27 protein-coding genes are annotated in these 22,929 nt (G+C 69.7%); 8 read left to right on the top strand and 19 right to left on the bottom strand.

Translation table 11 applies throughout. From position 1 onward, the window contains the following. The first annotated feature begins 5 nt into the window (after positions 1–5). The gene (locus tag ACIBGM_RS03200; RefSeq protein ID WP_396384312.1) at positions 6–809 is read left to right on the top strand and encodes an ABC transporter permease subunit; all 804 of its coding nucleotides are present in this window, start codon (positions 6–8) and stop codon (positions 807–809) included. A gap of 95 nt (positions 810–904) precedes the next feature. Here the strand turns inward: ACIBGM_RS03200 and ACIBGM_RS03195 are convergent, their stop codons facing one another. The 10 genes from ACIBGM_RS03195 to ACIBGM_RS03150 are packed head-to-tail and all read right to left on the bottom strand — an operon-like array spanning position 905 to position 9,982. Further along, entirely contained in the window at positions 905–1,036 is a 132-nt protein-coding gene (locus ACIBGM_RS03195; protein WP_360526983.1) for a hypothetical protein, read from the bottom strand. A 50-nt stretch (positions 1,037–1,086) separates the two neighbouring features. After that, positions 1,087–1,980: a class I fructose-bisphosphate aldolase gene (locus ACIBGM_RS03190; RefSeq protein ID WP_396384310.1), complete on the bottom strand. Its 894-nt coding sequence runs from the start codon at positions 1,978–1,980 to the stop codon at positions 1,087–1,089. After that, entirely contained in the window at positions 1,955–2,158 is a 204-nt protein-coding gene (locus ACIBGM_RS03185; RefSeq protein WP_360526977.1) for a hypothetical protein, read from the bottom strand. Before ACIBGM_RS03185 ends, ACIBGM_RS03190 begins: the two co-directional genes overlap by 26 nt. Before the next feature lie 22 nt (positions 2,159–2,180). Beyond that, positions 2,181–3,821 (bottom strand): NAD(P)-binding protein, encoded by a 1,641-nt coding sequence (locus ACIBGM_RS03180; protein WP_360526974.1) that lies wholly within the window; start codon positions 3,819–3,821, stop codon positions 2,181–2,183. Next, the gene (locus tag ACIBGM_RS03175; protein WP_360526971.1) at positions 3,822–4,811 is read right to left on the bottom strand and encodes a thiamine pyrophosphate-dependent enzyme; all 990 of its coding nucleotides are present in this window, start codon (positions 4,809–4,811) and stop codon (positions 3,822–3,824) included. It lies immediately after the preceding gene. Between the two features lie 13 nt (positions 4,812–4,824). After that, a complete protein-coding gene (locus ACIBGM_RS03170) occupies positions 4,825–5,997 on the bottom strand; it encodes a transketolase C-terminal domain-containing protein (RefSeq protein ID WP_396384308.1) in 1,173 nt (390 codons plus the stop codon). Further along, complete coding sequence (locus tag ACIBGM_RS03165) at positions 5,981–6,571, bottom strand: 2-oxoacid:acceptor oxidoreductase family protein (RefSeq protein WP_396384307.1); 591 nt, start codon at positions 6,569–6,571, stop codon at positions 5,981–5,983. The genes ACIBGM_RS03170 and ACIBGM_RS03165 overlap by 17 nt, the downstream gene beginning before the upstream one ends. Positions 6,572–6,581: 10 nt before the next feature. Beyond that, the gene (locus ACIBGM_RS03160; RefSeq protein ID WP_360526962.1) at positions 6,582–7,487 is read right to left on the bottom strand and encodes a PEP/pyruvate-binding domain-containing protein; all 906 of its coding nucleotides are present in this window, start codon (positions 7,485–7,487) and stop codon (positions 6,582–6,584) included. A gap of 12 nt (positions 7,488–7,499) precedes the next feature. After that, on the bottom strand, positions 7,500–8,507 hold the full coding sequence (gene gap / locus ACIBGM_RS03155) for a type I glyceraldehyde-3-phosphate dehydrogenase (protein ID WP_360526959.1): 1,008 nt from the start codon (positions 8,505–8,507) through the stop codon (positions 7,500–7,502). A gap of 14 nt (positions 8,508–8,521) precedes the next feature. Next, entirely contained in the window at positions 8,522–9,982 is a 1,461-nt protein-coding gene (locus ACIBGM_RS03150) for a DUF4389 domain-containing protein (protein ID WP_360526956.1), read from the bottom strand. Between the two features lie 154 nt (positions 9,983–10,136). Here ACIBGM_RS03150 and ACIBGM_RS03145 point away from each other — a divergent pair, with 154 nt between their 5' ends. Continuing rightward, positions 10,137–10,427, top strand: coding sequence for a 2TM domain-containing protein (locus ACIBGM_RS03145; RefSeq protein WP_360526953.1), 291 nt, complete (start codon positions 10,137–10,139; stop codon positions 10,425–10,427). A 46-nt stretch (positions 10,428–10,473) separates the two neighbouring features. Here the strand turns inward: ACIBGM_RS03145 and ACIBGM_RS03140 are convergent, their stop codons facing one another. The 3 genes from ACIBGM_RS03140 to ACIBGM_RS03130 form a co-directional block, all read right to left on the bottom strand. Next, complete coding sequence (locus tag ACIBGM_RS03140) at positions 10,474–11,076, bottom strand: hypothetical protein (protein WP_360526950.1); 603 nt, start codon at positions 11,074–11,076, stop codon at positions 10,474–10,476. A gap of 183 nt (positions 11,077–11,259) precedes the next feature. Further along, positions 11,260–12,258: an Acg family FMN-binding oxidoreductase gene (locus ACIBGM_RS03135; RefSeq protein WP_396384305.1), complete on the bottom strand. Its 999-nt coding sequence runs from the start codon at positions 12,256–12,258 to the stop codon at positions 11,260–11,262. A gap of 38 nt (positions 12,259–12,296) precedes the next feature. Continuing rightward, positions 12,297–13,295 (bottom strand): zinc-dependent alcohol dehydrogenase, encoded by a 999-nt coding sequence (locus tag ACIBGM_RS03130; protein ID WP_360526944.1) that lies wholly within the window; start codon positions 13,293–13,295, stop codon positions 12,297–12,299. 169 nt (positions 13,296–13,464) lie between these two features. Between ACIBGM_RS03130 and ACIBGM_RS03125 the strand changes: the two genes are divergently transcribed. Both ACIBGM_RS03125 and ACIBGM_RS03120 read left to right on the top strand, forming a co-directional pair. Then, positions 13,465–14,277 carry a 2-oxo acid dehydrogenase subunit E2 gene (locus ACIBGM_RS03125; RefSeq protein ID WP_396384303.1) on the top strand — a complete coding sequence of 271 codons (813 nt, stop codon included), beginning with the start codon at positions 13,465–13,467 and terminating at the stop codon, positions 14,275–14,277. 33 nt (positions 14,278–14,310) lie between these two features. Next, positions 14,311–15,063: an SDR family NAD(P)-dependent oxidoreductase gene (locus tag ACIBGM_RS03120; protein ID WP_396384301.1), complete on the top strand. Its 753-nt coding sequence runs from the start codon at positions 14,311–14,313 to the stop codon at positions 15,061–15,063. Positions 15,064–15,074: 11 nt separating this feature from the next. Here the strand turns inward: ACIBGM_RS03120 and ACIBGM_RS03115 are convergent, their stop codons facing one another. The 4 genes from ACIBGM_RS03115 to ACIBGM_RS03100 all read right to left on the bottom strand — a co-directional run bounded on the left by ACIBGM_RS03115 (position 15,075) and on the right by ACIBGM_RS03100 (position 18,077). Beyond that, positions 15,075–15,590 (bottom strand): DsrE/DsrF/DrsH-like family protein, encoded by a 516-nt coding sequence (locus ACIBGM_RS03115; RefSeq protein ID WP_360526935.1) that lies wholly within the window; start codon positions 15,588–15,590, stop codon positions 15,075–15,077. 13 nt (positions 15,591–15,603) lie between these two features. Beyond that, positions 15,604–15,918 (bottom strand): TusE/DsrC/DsvC family sulfur relay protein, encoded by a 315-nt coding sequence (locus ACIBGM_RS03110; protein ID WP_360526932.1) that lies wholly within the window; start codon positions 15,916–15,918, stop codon positions 15,604–15,606. Further along, positions 15,915–17,165, bottom strand: coding sequence for an NAD(P)/FAD-dependent oxidoreductase (locus ACIBGM_RS03105; protein WP_396384299.1), 1,251 nt, complete (start codon positions 17,163–17,165; stop codon positions 15,915–15,917). The genes ACIBGM_RS03110 and ACIBGM_RS03105 overlap by 4 nt, the downstream gene beginning before the upstream one ends. A gap of 144 nt (positions 17,166–17,309) precedes the next feature. Continuing rightward, entirely contained in the window at positions 17,310–18,077 is a 768-nt protein-coding gene (locus tag ACIBGM_RS03100; RefSeq protein ID WP_396384298.1) for a phosphatase PAP2 family protein, read from the bottom strand. A gap of 279 nt (positions 18,078–18,356) precedes the next feature. Between ACIBGM_RS03100 and ACIBGM_RS03095 the strand changes: the two genes are divergently transcribed. The 4 genes from ACIBGM_RS03095 (at position 18,357) to ACIBGM_RS03080 (ending at position 20,571) form a co-directional block, all read left to right on the top strand. Continuing rightward, positions 18,357–19,175 (top strand): lysylphosphatidylglycerol synthase domain-containing protein, encoded by an 819-nt coding sequence (locus ACIBGM_RS03095; protein WP_360526922.1) that lies wholly within the window; start codon positions 18,357–18,359, stop codon positions 19,173–19,175. Next, on the top strand, positions 19,172–19,798 hold the full coding sequence (locus ACIBGM_RS03090; RefSeq protein ID WP_360526919.1) for a glycerophosphodiester phosphodiesterase: 627 nt from the start codon (positions 19,172–19,174) through the stop codon (positions 19,796–19,798). The genes ACIBGM_RS03095 and ACIBGM_RS03090 overlap by 4 nt, the downstream gene beginning before the upstream one ends. Positions 19,799–19,910: 112 nt before the next feature. Further along, on the top strand, positions 19,911–20,258 hold the full coding sequence (locus ACIBGM_RS03085) for a hypothetical protein (protein ID WP_360526916.1): 348 nt from the start codon (positions 19,911–19,913) through the stop codon (positions 20,256–20,258). Between the two features lie 91 nt (positions 20,259–20,349). After that, on the top strand, positions 20,350–20,571 hold the full coding sequence (locus ACIBGM_RS03080) for a hypothetical protein (RefSeq protein ID WP_396384295.1): 222 nt from the start codon (positions 20,350–20,352) through the stop codon (positions 20,569–20,571). 32 nt (positions 20,572–20,603) lie between these two features. Here the strand turns inward: ACIBGM_RS03080 and ACIBGM_RS03075 are convergent, their stop codons facing one another. Together ACIBGM_RS03075 and ACIBGM_RS03070 are read right to left on the bottom strand one after the other, a co-directional pair. Next, positions 20,604–21,767 (bottom strand): ABC transporter permease, encoded by a 1,164-nt coding sequence (locus tag ACIBGM_RS03075; RefSeq protein ID WP_360526910.1) that lies wholly within the window; start codon positions 21,765–21,767, stop codon positions 20,604–20,606. Next, a complete protein-coding gene (locus ACIBGM_RS03070) occupies positions 21,764–22,927 on the bottom strand; it encodes an ABC transporter permease (protein ID WP_396384293.1) in 1,164 nt (387 codons plus the stop codon). Before ACIBGM_RS03070 ends, ACIBGM_RS03075 begins: the two co-directional genes overlap by 4 nt. Positions 22,928–22,929 lie beyond the last annotated feature (2 nt).

Here is a 22,929-nt window from a genome sequence, read left to right as displayed (position 1 = left end):
ACGCCATGTTCCGCACCGTCTTCCTGAAGTCGCTGCGCGACGCCCGCCGCGGGCTGCTCGGCTGGTCGATCGCGATCGGGCTGCTCGTGCTGCTCGAGTGCGCACTCTGGCCGTCGGTGCGGGACATGCCGAACCTGACCGAGCTGTACCGGTCCTTCCCGGAGGAGCTCCGCGCGTTCTTCGACCTGGAAGCGATGAACACCGGAACAGGCTTCCTCAACGCCGAGCTGTTCACGCTGCTCCTGCCCGGACTCTTCCTCGTCTACGGCATCGGGCACGGCGCCCGCGCGATCGCCGGCGAAGAGGAGCAGGGCACCCTCGAACTCCTGCTCGTCACCCCTGTCTCAGGAGCACGGATCGTGGTCGACAAGGCTCTCGCACTGGCCGCGTCGCTCGCCGTGCTCGGTTCCGCGCTGCTGGCCGCCACCATCCTCGGCAGTCTGATCTTCGGACTCGGCATCAGCGTGTCCGCCGCCGCCAGCGGAGCGCTCGCGCTGACCTTGCTCGGCACTGAGTACGGCGTACTCGCCCTCGCCGCCGGCGCACTCACCGGCCGCCGGGCCGTGGCGATCGCCGTCGCGGCCGCAGCGGCCACCGCCGCGTACGTGATCTACGCCGCCGGGCTGATGGTGCCGCGGTTCGAGTCCTGGCAGCCGTACTCCCCCATCCACCAAGCCTTCGAGGGCGGTCCTCTCGGCGCCGGCTTCCAGACCGGCTACCTCTGGCTGGTCGCCGGCTCAGCCGTCCTGGTGGCGATCGCGCTTCCCGCCCTCGACGGCCGCGACATCTCCTCGGCGCACGGCCGCTGACGCTCTTGCGGTGCAAGCCCGTGGTGCCCGGAGCGGGAGCAGTGTCGTCGAAGGCCCACGTGAGCTTGTTGCGCACACCGACGACACCGTCGACGTCACGGACAACCGTCCGGGGACAGGAACGCCTTGAGCAGATCCGACCGCGTCACGATGCCGACGGTGTCCTCTCCGGCCACGGTGACGACGTCGGTCGTCATCACGTCCGCGACCGTCAGATAGTGCTTCATCGTCGCTCCTCACTTCTTCGCACGATCGTGACCAGCCACTCTCGTGCCCTTCACTTGCTCGGGTGCTGGGAGAGGATCTTCTGCAGCGAGTCGACGAACCGCAGCGACTCGTCGTACCCGCGCTGCCAGACGTTGCGGCCGAAGATCAGGCCGAGGCCGCCGGCGTCCATCGCCTGCTCGGCCTTGCGCAGCATCGCCTCGTCACCGGCCTTCTCGCCGCCGGACACCAGCACCAGCGTGCGGTTGGCCGAGCGGACGACCGCGTCGATGGCGTGCTGCGAGGTGAACACCTCGCGGTACTGCGGCTTGACGTTGTCGCGCTTCTCCGGGTGCGGGAAGTTCACCTTCACCACGTCGGCGCCCAGCTCGCTGGCGACCCGGGCCGCGTAGTCGACCGCGTAGAACGAGTCCTTGCCGCCCTTCGCCTCGATCGCGGCGCCGCGCGGGTACGCCCAGACGACCAGCGGCATGCCGAACCGTTCGGCATCGGCGCGGATCTTCCGGTACTGCGCGAAGTCCGTCTCCTGGGCCGGCGATCCGACGTACAGCGTGTAGCCGACCGCGTCCGCGCCCAGCCGGACCGCGTCCTCGACACTCGCGTGCACCGGTGAGAGCGCCGCCTCGTCGGACGGGATGTCGGTCTTGCCGTTCAGCTTCAGGATCAGCGGAATCTCGCCCGCGTAGTCCCAGTAGAACTTCTCGGCCAGGCCGATCTGGATCGCGATGCCGTTGAACTGCCCCGCGATCGCGAGCTTGGCGATGTAGGCCGGGTCGGAGGCCTGCGGGTTCGCGAAGAAGTCCCGCGGGCCGTGCTCCAGGCCCTGGTCGTACGGCAGGAAGAACGCCGTGCCGTTGCGGAGGCCGTGATCGAACAGGATCCGCCGCAACCTCGTCTTCTTGCCACTGCTCAGACCGAGCTCACTCAACGCCGGCCGTGTCTGCATGAAGATCACCTCCTGGTAGAACCTGACTAGCCGGGCCGCTCGCGAAGCCGTCGGGGACGTTGATGCCCTCGGCCCCGAGCTCACGCAGCATCACGCCGAGCGAGGCGTTCTTGCCGCCGACACTGGCCAGATCGGTGCCGGCCTCGTCCTTCAGCCAAGCGATCCTCGGCTGGTCCATGGCAGTCTCCTTCTTCGGTGTCTCAGTAGCTTTCACGGACCATCGAGATGGCGCCGCTCGGGCACTCGGCCGCGCACAGCCCGCAGCCCTTGCAGAAGTCGAGATCGATCTCGTAGCCCTTGCCGGGGCCGAGCTTGATGACCGCGTTGTCCGGGCAGACGCCGAAGCAGTTGTCGCACTCCAGGCAGTTCCCGCACGACATGCAGCGACGGGCCTCGAACAACGCCGTCTCCGCGGTCAGTCCACCGGTCACCTCGTCGAACGTGGTGATCCGCCGGGCGACCTCGAGCTGCGGCCGGACGGTGGCCGGGGCGTCCGCGTAGTACCAGGTGTTCAGCCGGTCGTACGTCGCGAGCCCGGGCCGGTCCGCGTGCTGGTACGTCGTTCCGCGCAGCCAGGCGTCGATGTTCCGGGCGGCCTGCTTGCCATGGCCGACGGCCACGGTGACGGTCCGCTCGCCCGGCACCAGGTCGCCGCCGGCGAACAGGGCGGCGCGGCCGGTCATCATCCGCTGGTCGACCTCGACGACGCCGTCAGTGACCCGGACGTCGGGCAGGTCCCGAACCAGCGCGAGGTCGGCCTGCTGACCGAGTGCGAGCACCACGGAGTCCACGTCCAGTTCGTCGAACTCGCCGGTCGGCTGCGGGAAGCCGGTGTCGTCCAGCCGCATCTTCTCGATCAGCACCCGGTCGGCGTCGGCGTAGGCGATCGTCGACAGCCACCGCATCCGGACGCCCTCCTCGAGCGCCTCCTGCACCTCGATCTCGTGCGCCGGCATCCGGTCCCGGGTCCGCCGGTAGACGACCACGGCATCGGTCGCGCCGAGCCGGCGCGCGGTGCGGGCCACGTCCATCGCGGTGTTCCCACCGCCGTACACGGCGACCCGGCGGCCGAGCAGCGGCTCCTCGCCGTTCTCCAGCCCGGCGAGCAGGGACACCGCGTCGACGATCCGCGCCGAGTCACCGGCCGGGATGTCGGCCCGCCGGCCGATGTGCGCGCCGACCGCCAGGAAGACGGCGTCGAAGTCCGCGAGCGCCGACGCGAGGTCGGTCACCGGGGTGCTGAGCTCGAGCCGCACGCCGAGATCGACGACGCGCCGGACCTCGGCGTCCACCACGTCCCTGGGCAGCCGGTACGACGGGATGCCGTACCGCATCATGCCGCCGGCCTCCGCGGAGTCGTCCCGCACGGTCACCTCGTGACCGAGCCGGCTCAGGTGGTAGGCGGCGGACAGCCCGGAAGGGCCGGCGCCGACGACCAGCACCCGCTTGCCGGTGGGCGGCGCGTCGACCGTGACCGACCAGCCCTGCCGGATCGCCTCGTCACCCAGGAAGCGCTCGACGGAGTTGATCCCGACCGGCTGGTCGAGCGCGGCCCGGTTGCACGCGGTCTCACACGGCCGGTAGCAGACCCGGCCCATGATCGCCGGGAACGGGTTGTCGGCCATGATCTGCCGCCAGGCCGCCTCGTAGTTGCCCTCCTCGGCGTCGGACAGCCACTGCTGGACGTTCTCGCCGGCCGGACACGCGTCGTTGCACGGCGGCATCCGGTCCAGGTACACCGGGCGCTCGGTGCGCCACGAGCCGGTCTTGTTCGCCAGGCTCGATCCGACGTCGAGCGTGATCGCGAACGGCCGCGGTTCGTGCTTGTTTGCCTCAGGCATCTAACTCACCTCGTCGGGTCCGGTCAGGCCGAAGGTGCGGATGTTGCGGTCCGCCTCCGCCTGGATCCGGGTGATCAGGTCCTCCCGTGGGCGGTCGCCGTACAGGTGGCCGAAGCGGCCCTGCGGCCGCAGGTAGTCCGCCACCGGGCGAAGCCGGCGGATCCTGGTCACGTCGGTCACCTCGCCGTCGACGGCCTCGAACACCGGGAAGATTCCGGTCTCGGTGGCCAGCCTGGCCATCCGGATCGTCTCCGCCGAGCCGAAGCGCCAGCCGAGCGGACACGGCACCAGGACGTGCAGGTACCGGGCGCCGTGGAACTCCATCGCCCGGCGGGCCTTGTACTCCAGGTCCCGCAGGTCCGCGACGGTCGCGGTGGCGACGTACGGGATCCGGTGGGCCATCGCGATCAACGGCACGCTCTTGCCCTGTCCGAAGGAGCTTCCCGCCGGTGTGGTCGTGGTGACCGCTCCGTGCGGCGTCGCTCCGGACCGCTGGACGCCGGTGTTCATGTAGCCGCCGTTGTCGTAGCAGACGAACAGGACGTCGTCGTTGCGCTCGAACATCCCCGACAGACAGGCGAGCCCGATGTCGACCGTGCCGCCGTCTCCTCCCTGACCCAGCACGCGGACCTCGCTGCGGCCCTTCACCTTCAGGGCCGCCGCGACTCCGGTCGCGACCGCGGGCGCGTTGCCGAACAGCGAGTGCAGCCACGGAACCCGCCAGGAGGACTCCGGGTACGGCGTGGAGAACACCTCCAGGCAGCCGGTCGAGTTCACCGCCACCAACTGGTTGCCGGTAGCACGCATCACGGTGTCGAGCACGTAGCGGGCACCGAGCGCCTCACCGCAGCCCTGGCAGGCGCGGTGGCCCGAGTTCAGCGAGTTCGTCCGCCCGCTGTCCGCCTGGATCGATCGCTGCCCGGGATCGAGCAGCCGGTTGCCCACCGCGAAACTCCCGGTCTGGTAGAACTTCACGCGTTCTGCCGGCATGGCCAGACTCCTTTCAGCCCGTCCGCCGTAGCTCGCGCTCGACGACGTCATGCTTCAGATCGAGGAAGGTCAGGGGTTCCAGCCGGTCGGCGACGGCGTCGGCGAACAGCGCCCGCAGCGACTTCTTGGTCACCGGCCGGCCACCCAGACCGGCGATGACGGTGAACGGCTCACCGGACCAGGCAGCCCGGACGTCGGCGGTCACGATCCCGCCGATGCCGACGGCGAGCGCCCGTTCCAGTACGACGACCCGTCGCACACCGCGCAACGCCGTACGCAGCGCTTCGGTCGGGAAGGGCCGGAAGGTGGTGACGCCGACGACGCCGATGTCGACGCCTTCGTCGCGCAACTCGTCGACGGTGTCCTTGATCGTGCCCAGCACCGAGCCGAGCGCGACGACGACGGTGTCCGCGTCGCCACACCGGTACGGCCGGATCAGCCCGCCGGAGTCGCGTCCGAAGGCTGCGGTGAAGTCCGCCGCCACCTCCGGAATCACCTCGAGGGCCTGCAGGTGCCGCTGGTGCGCCAGGTAGCGTACTTCGGTGAAGGCCTCCGGCCCGACCATCGCGCCGATCGTCATCGGATCACCGGGATCGAGCACCTGGCGGGGGACGTAGGGCTCCAGGAACGCGTCCACCTGGTCCTCACCCGGCAGATCCACGCCTTCGACCGCGTGGGTGAGCACGAATCCGTCCATGCAGACCATCACCGGCAGCGAGAGCTCCTCGGCGATCCGCAACGCCTGGACGTGCAGGTCGGCGGCTTCCTGGTTGCTCTCGGCGTACAGCTGCAGCCAGCCCGAGTCTCGCTGCGACATCGAGTCGCTGTGGTCGTTCCAGATGTTGATCGGGGCGCCGATCGCGCGGTTGGCGACCGTCATGACGATCGGCAAGCCGAGTCCGGAGGCGTTGTAAAGTGCCTCGGCCATGTACAGCAGGCCCTGGCTGGCGGTCGCGGTGTAGGCGCGGGCGCCGGCCGCGGACGCGCCGATGGCGACCGACATCGCTGCGAACTCCGACTCCACGTTGACGAACTCGCACGGCGTCAGCTCGCCCGACGCCACCAACGCGCTGAGTGCTTCGACGATGTGTGTCTGCGGCGAGATCGGATAGGCACAGATCACTTCGGGCCGGCTTCGCGCGACCGCCTCCGCCACCGCGCGGGAACCCTCAACCTGCTTGAGCACGATCAGCCCCCTCCAGTTGCCGGATGACCCGGGTGTACGCCTCCTCGACCGCGGCAACGTTGCCGGCGGCAATCGGCCCGGCGAACCGCTCCCGGATCGCCGCGACCACGGACTCCAGCCGGAGCCGGCCGGTGAGCGCCGCGAACGCGCCCAGCAGCACGGCTCCCGGCAGCGGGCGCCCCAGATGTGTCAAGGCCAGTTCGGTGGCGGGAACCGCCGTCACCCGCTCCGGCCGGAACCGCCCGGCGAAGGCGTCGAGCCCGAGCTCGGACAGTGACCGGGAGGTGTTCACGAGCACGTAGCCGTCGTCCCGCAACCCACCGAAGACATCGACCTGGTGCACCAGACTCGCGTCCTGAACGATCACCGCGTCGGGGTTCGCCACCGGTTCGTGGGATCGGATCGGCAGGTCGTCGAACCGGCAGAAGCCGACCACCGGCGCTCCGGTCCGCTCCGACCCGAAGGTGGGAAACGCCTGCGCCTGCCGGCCTTCCGCGAAGGCGGCGGCCGACAGCAACTCCGCGGTCGTCACGACCCCCTGGCCACCCCGGCCGTGGACCCGCACCTCGAACATCGCGTCCCCCTCAGCGCCTGTGCACCCGGACCGCGGGCGCCGGCCCCGGCAGCGTGACCGCCGGCAGCGACCACTCCCGGACCTCGATCAGGAAGAGCCGGCCGGAAGGTCCGTCCTTGGCCCACTCGAGTTCCATCGGGCGTTTGAAGTGCTTGTCGACCAGGCCCGACCAGCAGGCCAGTTCCTGGAGCTCGTCGTCGGTGAGCACCACTCGCGACACGCCGCCGCGATGCCTGGTGATCAGGTGCCTGGTGATCATCGGGCGAGCACCCGGGTGCACCGAGTACCGGTCCGGATCGCCGTCCGGCCCCGAGACGGCGCTGACGCGGACGAACGTGCTCTCACCGCGGGCCGTTCCGGAGGCGCCGAGGTCGGACCGGACCCACTCCTGTACGACGACCGGCATCGCGGCGGCCAGGTGATCGGGGCCGCGGAGCTCACGGTTGCCGACGGCCACGAAGCTGAAGAGCGCGGCGAAACAACGCCGGCACGCCGCGACGACGTCCGCTCCGCTGCGGAGCCGGAGGAAGACCTCCTCGCGCTCGTTGTCGTACCGGGTGACCGGACTGCAACGAACCGCGACCTCGGTGCCGTCGCCGCCGAGCTCCTGGTACGCCGCGAGGATCTCGTCGACCAATGCCGGCGGCAACGAGGCTTCGCGGAAGGCGGTGCGGATCGCGGCGGCGACTGCGACCACGTCACGGCCGGCCCGGTACCTGCGCAGCTCAGCCGCGATCACCGGGCCCAGGCGGGCCGCGCGGACGAACTCCCGGTAGGCGTCCGCCGTGACCACGAAGCCTGCCGGCACGCGGATGCCTTTGCGGGACAGCTCAGCCAGCTCGGCACTCTTCGCGCCGACCTGTGCCGGGTCGGTTCCGCCGTCGTCCTGGGGCCGGACGACCCACTCGCCGTTCATGTCACTCTCCTGTCAGAGTGAGCGGGCCACGAGCTCGGTCAGGTCGACCAGGCGGCTCGTGTAGCCCCACTCGTTGTCGTACCAGCCGAAGACCTTCACCAGGTGGTCCTGGACCTGCGTCAGCGGTGCGTCGAAGATGCAGGACGCCGGGTCGCCGACGATGTCGCGGGACACGATCGGGTCGGTCGTGTAGCGCAGGATGCCCTTCAGCGGACCGGCAGCCGCGTCGGCGAAGGCCTGGTTGACCTGTTCGACGGTCACGGTTCCGGACAGTTCGACCGAGAGATCGGTCAGCGAGCCGTCCTCGACCGGGACCCGCACCGCCACGCCGTCGATCTTCCCCGCGAGTTCGGGGATGACCAGGCCGACCGCCCGGGCGGCGCCCGTGCTGGTCGGGATCAGGTTCGCTGCCCCGGAACGTCCGCGGCGCAGATCCTTGTGCGGCGAGTCGAGCAGCACCTGGTCGTTGGTGTAGCTGTGGATCGTCGTCATCAGCCCGCGCTCGATGCCGAACGCCCGGTGCAGCACGGACACCATCGGCGCCACGCAGTTCGTCGTGCACGAGGCGTTCGAGATCACCTGGTGCACGGCCGGGTCGTAGTCGTCCTCGTTGACACCGAGCACGACGGTCGCGTCGACGTCCTTGCCCGGCACGGACAGGATCACCTTGCGGGCGCCCGCGGTGAGATGCGCGCCGGCCGCCTCGCGGGTGCGGAACCTGCCGGTCGACTCGATCACGATGTCCGCGCCGACAGCAGCCCAGTCGAGCTGGGCGGGATCACGTTCGGCGGTCGCACGCAGGGTGCGGCCGCCGACCGTGATCGTGTCGTCGGAGTGACCGACTTCCTCCTTCAGCGGGCCGTACGTCGAGTCGTAGCGCAGCAGGTGCGCGAGTGTCGCCGGTGCCGCGATGTCGTTGATCGCGACCACCTCGATGCCGCTCGATCCCCGGTCCAGCACGCAGCGCAGGTAGTCCCTTCCGATGCGCCCGAATCCGTTGATCCCCACACGTACGCTCATGATCGGCCCTCCGGTCAGTGGATGTCCTCCCTTTCATTCGACCGGCCGGTCGACGCCGGCTCCAGGGTCGAAGGTCCCGGCTCGGGCCGCCGTACGACCGCGAGGACGACGGCGAGCGTGCCGAGCAGGAGGAACCCGCCTGAGGTGGCCAGCACCGCGATCCACGCCCCGGTCAGCGCAGGTGCGGTCGCGCCGAAGTCGGCCTGTACGGCGAAGTTCGCGGCGACGTCCGGCGTCATCACGACGAGCATCCAGTCACCGTTCTCGACCGGCCAGGTGATGGTCTGCTCACCGGATCCGGCCGCCTGCGTCCGCCAGATCGCCACCTCGGTCGGCGGCGTCGACGGCGCGCCTCCCGCGTGGTCGTCGTACGTCGTGCTGTACGGGCGGGCCGAGGTCACCGTGGTGTACGCGACGCCGGCCAGGTACGCCCGCACGTCGGCACTGCTGGCGATGCCGACGAAGACCGGGGCGCCGTCGTCGGCCAGCACCCGGACCCGGGCGTCGCCGAACAGCTTGCGCGGCAAGGTCGCACCGTCGGCGTGGATCGTCAGCTCCTCACTCGCCACGGCGTAGCCGGAGGTCTCCAGCGTCACCTTGTCCGTGGTGACATAACCGGCGGAGTCGCGCATGCCGAGATCGAGCCAAGCGAGCCCGCCGCCGACGGCCAGGCCGACGACCGACGCCAGCGTCGCGACGATGCCCAGCACCAGGGTGATCGTCCGTCCAGCTGACATCCGCAGCGTGGGCTCGCGCGACGGCGGCGGTGGCAGGGCCGCTGAAGGCGAGGGCTGCAGCGACCGCTGCTCGAGCCTGGTCGTCCCAGGGTCGTCACCGCCCATGTCGAGCCGGAACGGCGGGTACTTGTCGACCATCAGCCCGGCGTACGCCGCGACCCGCAGGGCCCACCGGTCCATGCCGAGCACCAGGTCGAAGATCGACCGCGGGTAGCGTCCGGTGAACAGCAGTACCACCGCTGCGATCAGCACCAGCAGTCCGACCAGGCCGGAGCCCCACTCCCAGGAGTTGTCCTGGGTCGCGAACCACGCGCCGCCGCCGATGAAGAAGGCGAGCACGATGTAGTGCGGGATCGCGAGCAGCCACCACTTCACCAGCACCAGGCCGCGCGACAGGTGCTGCGGGTACTCCACCTCCAGGTGCGCCGGGTACGACGGCACGTCGTCCAGCGTGAACGGCGGATACTTGTCGGTGCCGAGTGCGCCGTACGCGTAGAACTGCACCCGCCACGTCCATCGCAGTACCCCGACGTTGAAGTCGAAGATCGAGCGCGGGTAGCGCCCGGTGAACAGGATCGCGAAGAACGCCACGAAGCTGAGCACCGCGAACGCGATCCACAGAAACGCGAGAACGAACAGGTGCGGGATCACCAGCACCCATTTCACCAGCCACAACCAGCGATTCAGCCGGTCGTCGAGGGCCCCGTCCACTCTGACGGGGTACGTCGTCATGGTCATCACAGACCTCCTCTGTCACCGCCAGCGTCTGTCCGGGACAGCGGGGCCAGGAGAGCCGAAGGTCCCGCTCTGGGCAGGTGAAGGACGGGACCGACGGCTCTGGGGCACCGCAGACCGCCGTACGACGGTGGAAGTGACGAAGAAGGAGGCAGTCATGGACGAGCAACCACTGGGTCCGATCCAGACCGAGGAGTCGTTGCGCGAGCAGGCAGTGGAGGATCTTCGCAAGCGCCGGGAGTTCACCGGCCATGTCCTCGCCTACCTGACGGTGAACACCTTCCTGGTGGTCATCTGGTTCCTGACCGGCGCGGAGTTCTTCTGGCCGGCTTTCCCGATCTTCGGCTGGGGCATCGGCGTGGCCTTCCACGCCTGGGACGTGTTCTCGCCGCAACCGACCGAGACCGACGTACGAGCCGCGATGGACCGCATCGCCCGCCACCGGTGAAAACGCACACCAGGAGCCGGTCCGGCCTCGGGCCGGCTTCGGTCGGCTAGCGCATCCAGCGCGGAGCGACCGACTTCCACTCGCTCGCCCAGTCGCGCGCCCGGCGGCGGTCCAGTGGGATCCGGGCCAGCCGAACCAGCGCCCACAGCGCCAGCCAGGAGCCGGCGATGGTGAGCATGCCGATCACGCTGCCGACCGCGGCAGTGTCCACACCGGTACGCGGCGCGCGGACGACGTTGCCGTTCCGGTCGAGCCACACCGGCACCTCGTCACCGGCCTTCGTCCCGATCACGACGGTCGTGACCGCCTCGCGCTCGACGCCCTGCTGGTCGACGTACCCGATCCGCACCATCGAGAGCGTGTCGCCGGGTGCGGACGGCGCGTAGCGTTCGGTGCCCTCCAGAGTCCGTGCCTTGACCTCGTGCAGCAGCGCCCGCTGCGCGTCTGCGGCGGCATTGCTGGAGTTCCGGTACGCCGTACCGACGGCCGCTCCGACCGGCACCATCAGCAGCGCGGCAATCAGCGCGCACCACAGCACAGCCGTTTCGATCCTGTCCGCGGGGCGTCGCAGCGGGTTCCGGCCGAACCCCAGCCGGCGTGCCTGCATGAGCACCCACCGCTCCCCCGAACGCCTCTTCACGGTGCTCATGGAATCCCCCTGGCTTCCGGCTCGACGATGCAGGGACCGGCTCGCCGGGCCGGAACCGTCTTGATGACGGCGAATCTTGTGACGCTGTGGTCACCTGTTCTCGGTCCGATTCCGGCGAGCCGGTCTCATCCCCTGTAGCTCCAGACTCCCGCGACGCGCCGGTGCAGGTCAGGGTCGAAGGTCCTACTGCTCGGGCCCACCCGTCCCGTCTCCAGCGGCCGGGTCGTCCGGTACGACGATGTCGGCGAGCGGACGCCGCGGCGTCGGCGGCACTCTCGGCCCGTACCCGAAGCGAATGACCGCCTGCGGGCGCAGCCAGGGCCCGAGTGGATCGGTGACCTGCGTGCGCAGCTCCTCGTGCTCGATCGCCTGGTTCAGCAGCGATGTCGCCACTCCCCGAGCGGTCGCCTCGAGGAGCACTCGCTCCAGTGCCTGTCCGGCGCGCAACCATTCGATCGGTCCGTCGCGCCGGGTCACCAGCACCGCAAGCTGCGGCTCAGGCTCGAAGTCGGCCACCGGGCGGGCCAAGTCCGCCTCCGTCGCGCCCAGCTCGCGCACCACCGCGTTCCCGCCGGCGACCCGTGGACCGAGCGCACTCGACGGAACCCCGTCGGCATCCCGCTCACCACCGACCCACAGGCGCCGCTCTGCCGTCCGCGCTTCGTCCTCGTCGTCGGCGGCGGCCGCGTCATTGATTGCCAGGCGCAACCACCACCGGCGGCCCGGCTTGTCGATCCACTGCAGCTCGGCGCCCTCGATCCGGGCGCTCAGGCCGAGCTCGGCCCGCAGCTGGCCCGGCAGCCGCTCGGCGCTGAACGGCTCCCGGTTGGACCGCCGATGGACCACGTACGGCGCCAGCAGCTCGAGCCGGTCGCTGTGCTCGGCACTGAGTTCCACGACCGCGACCAGATCCGGCCGCCGCTGGTCCATCAGGTGACGGACCCGGGAACCGTACCCCCGGGCCGCCGCCTCGACGCGCAGGTTGAAGATCGCCGCACCCAGCGACAGGAACAACATCCGCCGGTCCGGGTCCTCGGCCGGCAGCTCCCGCGACCGGTCCCGGTACACCTCGACCTCCCCGCCGTGGAACCGGAACCGCCAGGGCTGCGTGTTGTGCATCGAAGGAGCAGCCACCGCCGCCCGCAGCATCGCACCCCGATCCCCCGCCGACAGCTCGATCATCGGACTCACCGCCTCTTACCACCACACCACGACTCTGGTCAGAACTGGAAGACGACTCGGGCCGGAACCGCGCCGGACAGGACGTCGGTCATCGACTGGTTGACCTCGTCGAGCTTGCGGTCGACCGCGATGACCCGGGTCCGCCCGGCGGCGTGCAGCGCGAAGACGTCGGCGAGGTCGTTGCGGGTGCCGACGATCGAGCCGATCACGCTCTTGCCACTCAGGACCGTGTCGAAGATCGGCAGGTTCAGGGCGCCGTCGTCGGCGGGCAGCGCCACGCAGACCAGGCGGCCCCCGCGGCGCAGCGAACGAAACGCCTGGTCGAACGACTGCGGATTCGCCGCCAGCGCGACCGCGACGTCGGCCCCACCGAGTGCCTGTATCGCCTCGACCGGATCGGTCGTCGCCGCGTTCACGACGTGGTCGGCGCCGAGTTCGGTCGCCATCTCCAGCTTCGAGTCCTCGATGTCGACGCCGATGGTGATCCCGCCCGCGATCCGCGCGTACTGCAGCGCCAGGTGCCCGAGGCCGCCGACCCCGAAGATCGCGACCGTCTCGGCCGGTGCGACACCGGCGACCCGGATCGCCTTGTACGTCGTCACACCGGCACACGTCAGCGGCGCAGCGTCCCGCGAGGACACCCCGTCGGGCACGGGTGTCGCGAACGCTGCCGACACGACGGCGTACTCGGCGAAGCTCCCGTTGACCGAGTAGCCGGAGTTGTGCTGCTCCAGGCACAACGTCTCCCAGCCGCCGATGCAGTACCGGCACTTCCCGCAGGCGTAGCCGAGCCACGCGATCGCGACCCGCTCTCCGACCGCGCGCTCGGTCACCCCGGCGCCCAGCTTGGTCACCACGCCGATGCCTTCGTGGCCCGGGACGAACGGCGGAGTCGGCTTCACTGGCCAGTCACCGTGGGCCGCGTGGATGTCGGTGTGGCAGAGCCCGCTGGTCTCCATCCGCACCAGCACCTCGCCGGCGCCGGGCTCGGGGACGGGAAGCTCCTGGATCTCCAGCGGTGCCTCGAAGTCGGTCACGACTGCTGCTTTCATGGCATGCCTTTCTCGGTTCTGGTTGTCCGTCGAGCAAACCCCGCTCAGGCGGCGGCTCGTAGAGCCGAAAGTCCCGGCGGACATGGACCGGTCGGCCGGTGCAGCGAGCGTCCTCGGTGCCGATGCTCGAATCAGATCGGCAGTGGAGGTGGACATGCGGCACCAGGACTCGAAGGTCGTCCGCAGGCCCTGGGTTCGGCATCTCGTGATCGACGCCGGACGCGCGGCTCGACGACGCCACGCCGTACACGGCCTGTTCGAGGTCGACGTCACCACGGCCCGGTCAGCCCTGCGGTCGCACGAGGCCGTGACCGGTGAGGACCTGTCGTTCACGGCGTTCGTCATCTCGTGTGTCGCTCGCGCGGTCGCCGCTGACCCGACTGTCCAGGCGTATCGCGATCTGCGTGGTCGCGAGGTGATCTTCGACCAGGTCGACATCGGCCTGCCGATCGAGGTCGACGTGGACGGCAGCCCGTTCGCGTTCACCCACGTCCTCCGCGACGCCGGTGCGCGCGACGTACGGGACCTGCAGAACGAGATTCACGCGGTCAAAGCGGATCCACACCTCAGCCCGTCCGTGGGCAAGGCACCCTGGGTGCGCGCCTACCTGCTGCTGCCCGGTTTCGTCCGGACCGGCCTGCTGGGATCACTGCATCGCTTCCCGCATCGGCAACGGGCGCTCGCCGGGACGGTGGGCGTCACGGCCGTCGGTATGTTCGGCGCGGGCGGCGGCTGGGGCATCGCCTTCCAGCTGCACACGCTCAGCATCGTCATCGGCGGCATCACCCGCCGCCCCGTCCTGTGCCAGGGCCACCTGGTCGACCGCGAGTGGTTGCAGCTCACCGTCAGCGTCGACCACGACATCGTCGACGGCGCCCCCACCGCCCGCTTCGTCAGCCGCCTCCGCACCCTCCTGTCCTCCGCGGCCGGGCTGCCGGTGACCGCGGCCTCCAAGAGAGTTTCATGACGACCATCCGGCACGCATCCGAAGGAGCACATCATGGGCAGGCTTGACGGTCGGGTTGCGCTGATCACCGGCGCGGCCAGTGGAATCGGCAAGGCGACCGCTTGGCGGCTCGCCGCCGAAGGCGCCGCAGTACTGCTGACGGACATCGCGGTGGACGCCGGTGAAGCAGTGGCCGAGGCGCTTCGGGACTCCGGCGCGCGTGCGCTCTTCGCCAGGCACGACGTCGCGAGCGAAGTGGACTGGGAGTCGGTGTGCAGTCTGGCCGCCGAGGAGCTCGGCGGTATCGACATTCTGGTGAACAACGCCGGCATGGGCGATCTGGCGACCATCGAGGAGACCACGCTCAAGGACTGGCAGCACACGATCGACGTCGACCAGACCGGCGTCTTCCTCGGCATGCGCACGGCTGCGCCGTACCTGAAAGCCTCCGGGCACGGGTCGGTGATCAACATCAGCTCGATCTTCGGCACCAGCGGCGGCTTCGGCACCTCACCGGCGTACCACGCGGCGAAGGGCGCGGTGCGCACGCTGACCAAGAACGCCGCGCTGCACTGGGCGACCGAAGGTGTCCGGGTGAACTCCATCCATCCCGGCTTCATCGACACCCCGATCCTGGACGCGGCGCGGGACACGCCGTTCTGGGACGTGATGACCCAGCTCACGCCGATGGGCCGGCTCGGCCGCACGGACGAGGTCGCGGCCGGGGTGGCGTACCTCGCCGGCGACGACGCCTCGTTCGTCACCGGCCTCGAGCTGTACATCGACGGCGGCTACCTGGCCCGCTGACATGCCCGGCCTCAGATGAACAGGAGTTGGGCTCCCTCGGTCTTCTCGATGAAGTCGGCGGCGCTGATGATGCCTTCGACGTCGTCGTACAGGTCGGACTCGTCCAGGTGCATCATGTCGGCGGACATCCGGCAGGCCCACAGGTGACCGCCGGAGGCGACGATCTGCTCGAGGAACTCCGGTACGTCGGGGACGCCGGCCTCGTGGATCTGCTTCTTCATCTGGTGGGTGGCCATCGCGGTCATCCCCGGCAGGCCTCCGAGGCCCTGCGGCAGGTGCGTCGCGGTGTTGCCGAGCATCGTGAACTTGAGGTCGTGCATCCGCGACTTGGTGATCATGTCGAACCCCCAGAAGGTGAAGAACAGGTGCGTCTCCACCCCCTCCCCGAGGGCGGCGTTCGCCAGGATCAGGCCCGGGTAGGCCATGTCCAGGTTGCCCTTCGAGCAGATGATCGCCAGCTTGCGCCCTTCGGTCAGCTCGTCACCGAAGTCCGGGACGAACAGCGGCGCGGTCTCGGCAGTGGTCATGACGGTGCTCCTCTCACACGCAGCCACGAGGCTTCGGCAGGCCGGCGATGTAGGCCATCTTCTTGGCCGGCTTGCTGGGGAACAGGGCGAAGAGCCGTTTGATCGGGATGCCGGCCAGGGTCGAGACCCGCCGCAGGGTCGCGGTCTCCCCGTGGGCCGGGTAGTCCGCGCGCAGGAAGCGGATCGCCTGCCAGTGCTCGTCGGTGAGCTCGATGCCGATGTTGGCTGCCAGTTGCCCGGCGAGCTCCTCGGTCCACTCGCCGTACTCGGTGAGGAAACCCTCCGAGTCGACGTGGATGCGGGTGTCGCCAACGCTGACGACGGTCATGGTCGGACCTCCTCGTCCGGTCGGTGTTTGCCGCTCATGGACATCCGGGCCGGCACCGGCAGCGGGCGGCCGCGCACGAGCAGGTGCCAGTAGATCGAGCGGAACGCGACCTTGGCCCAGTGGTTCGCCCGTGTCTCCCGCAGCAGCGCCAACGGGCCGACGCGGCCGAGCGGGAAGCGGCCGGGCAGCGGCTCGGTGTCGTAGTTGAAGTCGATCAGCAGTCCCTTGCCGTCGCCGGTCTCGACGAAGCAGTTCGCGTGGCCGTCGAAATGGTGGGTCATCGCACACCCCTCGACGTACTGGCAGAAGTTCGCCACGAAGATCTCGCTCGAGAAGTGCGCCACCGAGCCGGCCTTGGAGGTCGGCAGGTCGTTGGCGTCGCCAACGGCGAAGATGTCCGGATGGGCGAGCGACTGGAGGGTGTGCTTGTCGACCGGCACGTAGTTCAGCTCGTCACCCAGCCCGGAAGCGCCGACGAAGGCGGCGCCCATGTTCAGCGGCACGGTGACCAGCAGGTCGTAGCCGATCTCGCGCTCGTCGTAGCTGACCAGCGTCTTGCGTTCGGCGTCGATGCGCTCGACCAGGAAGTCGGTCTCGACGCCGATCTTCCGCTCGGTCAGCAGCCGACCGAGGTACTGCGCCGCGATCGGCTTGGTGAACGCCGCGTCGAGCGGCGTGACGTAGACGAGCTCGACCTGATCGCGCATGGCATTGGCACGGAAGTAGGACTCGGCCAGGAAGGTGAACTCCAGGGGCGCGACCGGGCACTTGATCGGCTGATCGACGACGTGAACCACCAGGCGCCCGCCCGGGAAGGCGTCCAGGGCCTCACGGAGTGCGAGCGCACCCTCGTAGGTGTAGAAGTCGTGGATGCTCTTGCGCCACTCGGGCCCGAGCATCCCGGGTGTCTGATCCGGGCGGGGACTGGTTCCGGTCGCGATGACCAGATAGTCGTACGCCACCGCTCCCCCGTCACCCAGCTGGACAACCTTGCGCTCCGGATCCACTGCCGCGATCTCCGCGGTCAGCAGCTGGACGCCCTTCGGCAACAGGCTCCGGCGCGGTCGCAGCACCTCGGCGGCCGTGTCCCGGCCGAACGGGATGAACAACAGGCCCGGCTGGTACAGGTGCTCGCCGTCGCGGTCGATCACTGTGATCTGCCACTCGTCGAATGCCAACCGCCGCCGGAGCCTGTTGGCGATCGTCGTACCGGCGGTGCCGGCTCCCAGGATCACCACACGCCTCATCACGGTGCTTCCTCTCCCTCGTTGCGAACCGGCTCGGCCGGGCGCGCCCGGCCGGACCGGTCTCCGGGAGTCGGGCGGCGCTGCGGAGGCGCCGTTCCTTCTCCATCTCCACAACACCGCAACGCCTGTCGGCGCAGCAGGGGCCTACGCATCGGAACGAGTGGACCTTCGACCTTCCGCAGTGGCCCTCAAGCCCTTGCTACGGCGGGATGCGATCAACAGGCCCAGTAGGGCGATGACACCGCCGGCGAGGCCGTCGAAGACGTAGTGGTTCGCAGTCAGAACGATCGAGGCGAGCATGGCCAGCGGCATCAGCCAGCCGAACAAGCGCATGACCCAGCTGCCGGCCAGAGCGGCGATCGCGATCCCCATCAGCAGATTCCACCCGAAGTGCAGGCTCGGCACGGCGGCGTACTGGTTCACGAAGGCCGGCGGCTGCAGCACCCGGTAAGCCGAAGTCTGCTCGGTGACCGTGTCGACGAAGCCGTACGACGGCAGGAACCGCGGCGGCGCGACCGGGAAGGTGGCGAAGATCACCAGCCCGATCCCCCCGGAGATCAGGATCGCGTTGCGGAACGTCCGGTACGCGTCGCGATGCCGAATCAGCAGCCACAGCACCGTGACCACCACCACCGGCCAGTGCCCGTAGATGTAGAAGTAGCTCACCGCGTCGACCAGCCAGCCGTGCCCGGCGATGGCAGCCTGCAGCTCGGGCTCGACGAAGAACCCCCCGAGACGCTCCAGCTCCACGACGTACTCGGCGTTCCGGAAGGCGGCATCGATCCGGGTGTGGATCAGCCCACGGACGACGAAGTACAGCACGATCGCGGTCGTGATCAACGCCACCTCGGCGGCGAGCTGCTGTGTCCGGCGGGCGACGCGGACGTATGACGCTCGGCTTTCGACGGCCATCCCGGTACCCCCTCGTTCGTCCAGCGTGGGCCCGGAGAGCCGGATTTGGCCAGCGGTCGATGTCCCCTGACGACCGGGACCAAGGTCCGTAGGACGAACGCCGAGATGCGCGAATTGCGTACGGCGGCTACCGTCGAGGCGAGCGGTGGATCGGCGCAGCCCCCGGTGCCGGCGCCGTTCGCTGTGTTGGAAGGACCCCACGTGCACCCACTCCCAGGGCACATCGCGCGCGTCGCGCACACAATCGTCAAACATCGTGCATTTCGGATCACTGCCCTTGTGGCCGCGGTCGGTTTCTCGCTGTGGAACGTCGATCGCGTTCCGCACACGTCGGTGCTGCCCGCGATCGCCGGCCTGCTGCCGTTCGCGATCGGCAAGTACGTGCTGTGCCCGTTGCGCTGGCACGCCCTGTCGACGGGCGGGCAATCGCGGCGCTGGCATCTGCGCGCGTACGCGGAGAGTGAGGTTCTCGGCCTGATCTCGCCCTGGCACGCGGGCGCCGACCTCTGGCGTGTCCACCGCCTGGAGAAGATCGGCCTCCGGCGGACCTCGGCCGTTGCCGAGGTCGCCCTGGACAGGTTCGTCGGAGCGGTCGGGCTGGTCGCCGCCGTGGTCGTCACCGGGGTGACGCTCCCCCCGCTGGTCCTGGCGATCGCCCTCGGCGCCGCGGCCCTCGTGCTCGTCGCCGCGATCATCGTGCGCCGCCGGCGCCCCGGCCTGGCCGGTCGCTGGCCGTGGCCGTCGCCGAGGGTGTTCGCGGTCGGTGTCCTGCTGTCGATCGGTTACCAGGCCACGATCCTCGGCCTCCTGGTCGGAGCCATCCACGCCGTGGGCGGGACGGTGTCAGCAGTCCAGCTGGTCGCGATCTTCGGAGCCAGCCAGCTCGCCGGGGTGCTGCCGGGCGTGCACGGGGCGAGCCCACGCGAGGGCGCCCTGGTCGCCGGCCTGGCGTCGATCGGAGTCTCGTGGACCGCGGCGTTCGGCGCAGTCGCGCTGACCGCCTTGCTGTACTGGGTTCCCGCGCTCCTCGTGGGCGGAAGCTGCCTCTTCCTGCGCTGGCGCGGCTGGTTCACCGAACCCCGGCCGGGTACGTCGTGACACTTGCGATCGCGCACCGCGCGGGCAACGACCTGGACACCCTCCGCTCCGCCCTCGACCTCGGCGCCGATCTGGTCGAGGCGGACATCCACGCGTACCGCGGCCGCCTGGAGGTGCGGCACCACAAGACCTTCGGTCCATGGTGGCTGTGGGACCACGGTGAGTTCGTACGACGGAAGGCGCCGCTGCTGGAGATCCGCGAGGTGCTGGCCGCGGCCGACGGCGATCCCCGGCTGATGCTGGACCTCAAGGGCATTCATCCCCGTCTCGCCGCCCGTCTCGCGACCGTCCTCGCCGAGGTCGCGGCGGACGTTCCGGTCACCGTGTGCACACAGCACTGGTGGATGCTTGCCGCCTTCCGCGACCTCGCCAACGTGCGAGCGGTCCTGTCGGCCGGGAGCCGTCGCGGCCTGCGCCGGTTGCGATCCCGGTTGCGTGTCAGGCCGGCGTACGGCGTCTGTGTCCACCGGCGCCTCCTGACGCCGGACCTGGTCACCGAGCTACGACGGCACGCCGAAGTGGTCTTCACCTGGCCGGTGGACACCGCCGACGACCTCGCCGACGCCCGCCGCCTCGGCGTCGACGGCGTGATCGGAAAGGACCTCCGGGTCCTCTCCGCCTGACGGGACCCGCCCACTTCGGGACGTACGGCCCGTGTGCGCTGATCCCGGCCGACCGACGCTGAAGGCGACCGTGGCGGCATCTGCCGCTTCTCGCCAGCTGCTGGGAGGCATCATGTCCAACCAAGTGACGGCATCGCCCGACACTGCCGAACACCGGACCACCATGACCGGCTCGAAGCTCTGGCTGCTCTTGATGGTCGGTCTGTGGATGGCGTTCTACCTGTTCCTCGGGGCGGACCGGCTGGACGACGTCGAGACCTGGATCCGCGACCTGCCACTCGTCTTGGAGCTCGGGGTCTGGCTGGTCGGCTTCCCCTGGGTGCTGGCCACCGCGGTGTGGACGAGCGACCTGTCCGAGACCGTCCGAGTCACGCTCGTCGTGCTCTTCACCGTCGTCTGGACGATCATCTCCATCCCGCGCCCCAAGCGCGCCAAGCAGAATGGGAAGTGCGACGCGTGACGTGTCACCGGGACTTTAGGCCCTACCCGGGTCCGAAGGCCGGATGTTCCATCGATGCGTGAATACAGTTGTGAGTCCGCTCGAGGTTTCGATGACCCGAGCACGACTGCGCCACCTCGCCGAGCAACTGGCAGTGGAGTACGCGGGTGCGGTCGCACCCCACGACGTGATGCGCCTCGTCTTGTCCACCGCCCGGAGGCTACGGCTGCAGGGCTACGACCACGACGACCTGCTGCGGCTGACCAAGGCGTCGGTCCGTGCGGACCTCGTGACCTCGATCGGCGCAACCATCGCCCAAGCCCGCAATCGCTGAAAGGCCCGCAGACGTCGTCGAGCAGCTCACGCTCAACTCGTCAGGCGGCGTTGGTGGACGACCGACGCCAGGGCGAGCATGGCGAAGGCGAAGCCGGCGAGGACGACGAGCTCGGTGGCGATCTCCCTGATGCCGCCGTCCCGGGACAGGACGGTGATCCAGGCGTCCACCGCCCAGGCGTGCGGGGTCACGTGGCCGAGCGCCCGGACCGCGTTCGGGACGATCTCGAGCGGCCACATGCATCCGCCCAGCATGGCGAACGCGATCCCGATGACGGGCCCGATCGCGCCCGCCTGCTCCGGGGTCTTGAAGAGCGCTCCGCTGAGCATGCCCGCTCCCGTCCCGACCAGCGCCCACATCCCGATCAGTACGACGGCCGCCAGCGGGTCGCCCCAGCTCACCCCGAACAGCAACGCACCGACCGCGACGATCAGGATCGACTGCAGCAGCGAGAACACCAGGTAGCACAAGGTCTCCCCCAGCACGAGGCTCCGGGTCCGGATCGGCGCAGCCTGCGCCCGGTGGTAGATCCCGAGCTGTCGCGTCTGCACGATCGAGGCACCGCCGGCCAGCGCGTTGATGAAGACGAACAGGACCAGCATCGTCGGCGCGCTGTAGCTGAAGCCGAGCGGCAGGTAGTCGCTCCCGGTCGCGACGTTCTCACTCGTGATCACGATCCGCGGCGTGACGGCCTGCACTGACGTTGCCTGAGGCAACTGCTGGGCGGTCGTCGTACCCGTCTCGCGGGCGGCGAAGGCCGCTGCCTGGATCCGCTCGGCGTGCCGGGCCACCGCCGCGGCGACTGCCGACCGTACTGCGGCCTGCGTCGACTCGGCGCCGCCGGCCAGCACCGGGATCGCCACCTCCTCCCCGCTCAGCAGGCGGGCATCGAGGTCGGCCGGGATCAGCACGATCGCATCGAGCTCGGCGCGGCGCAGCGCCGTACGAGCGGTTGGCTCGTCGGTCATCGTGTCGAGTGGGCCGACCGACTTCAGCTCCTCGACCAGACTCGTGCTGAGCGGCTCACCCGACAGGTGCCCGGTCGGCACGGCGAGCCGGAACCCGCCTGGATTCTGCACCACCGTCCCGATCACCGTGATGATCAGAACCGGAAGCACCACGATGAAGAACAGCGCGGTGCGGTCACGGAGCATCCGGCGAAGGGACGCGCCGGCCACGGCCAGGGCTGCGGTCATGGTGTCCTCCAACGTCCGACGAGAGCGGCCAGCGCGGCGAGCACCGCCGCCATGCCGAGGATGACGAGCACCGGCAGTACGGCGCTGGTCGCCGGGGCGCCGGTGGCGAGGTCGGTGAATCCGCGCAGCGCCCAGCCGTTGGGCGTCAGCAGGGCAAGCCTGCGCAATTCCTCGGGCGCCCGGCTGAGCAGTACGAAGTTGCCGCCGAGCAGGAGCAGGACGAAAGTGACGATCGTCGCCAGCCCGTCGGCCTGACGCTCGGTCCGCGCGGCGGCCACGACCAGCGCCGTCAGCGCCACCAGAACCGCTGACATCGCAAGGATCAGCGTCGCGGCCGGGATCGGCGGTCCCCATTGGGCGTCGAACGCCAGCGATGTCACCACTGCGAGGGTTCCCAGACTCACCACGCAGTAGACGAAGGCGGCGAGGGACTTGCCCAGCAGTACGACGCCCCGGCCCAGCGGCGCGGCGCCGATCCGTTCCAGGGTTCCCGTCCGTTGCTCGGTGAAGTAGCTTCGCGCGGTGAACCCGACCGCGAACAGGACGAACATGATCCCCATTGCGGGCGCGTAGTAACTCGCGGTCGTCAGCTGCCGGTATCCCGTCGGCTGCTCCTGGACCGACTCGGGCAGCTGGAGACCCGCGACTGCAGCTGCCAGCTCCGGCGCGCGGCTGCGAGGTACGCCGGCCGCGAGCGCGGTGTGCACTGCAAGCCGGTCGGCGTTGAGCTGCGCGACGTACGCATCGGCGATTGCCTGGGCTACCTGCGCCTGCAGCGGCTCGTCCGGATTCGCCAGCACAAGCAGGCCGATCGGCTCGTCCCCGACAGCCGCGGCACTGAAGCCCGCCGGCACGACCAGGCCGGCGCCGACGTCACCGTTGTCCACCATCCTGCGGGCCGTCCCCTCATCGGGTGCTTCCCGGATCGTCAGGATGTCGGAGAGCTCGGGACTGGTCAGCGCCGAGCGCAGAGCCGTGGCAATCGGGCCCCGGTCGTTGTCAGCCAGCGCGACGTCGGCGTGAAAGGACTCCACGGAGGAGAAGGCGAAGCTCATCAGGGCCGCCACCAGCACCGGGGCCACGAACCCCAGGATCAGGGCGGACCGGTCCCGGAAGCGCTGGCGAAGGTCTTTCGCGGCGATCACGACGGCGGCGAACATGA

Source organism: Kribbella sp. NPDC050470 (genome assembly GCF_044458365.1).
In the GTDB taxonomy this organism is placed as follows: domain Bacteria; phylum Actinomycetota; class Actinomycetes; order Propionibacteriales; family Kribbellaceae; genus Kribbella.
The sequence above is the reverse complement of the archived record's forward strand: the minus strand, read 5'-3'. Positions and strand labels throughout refer to the sequence as shown.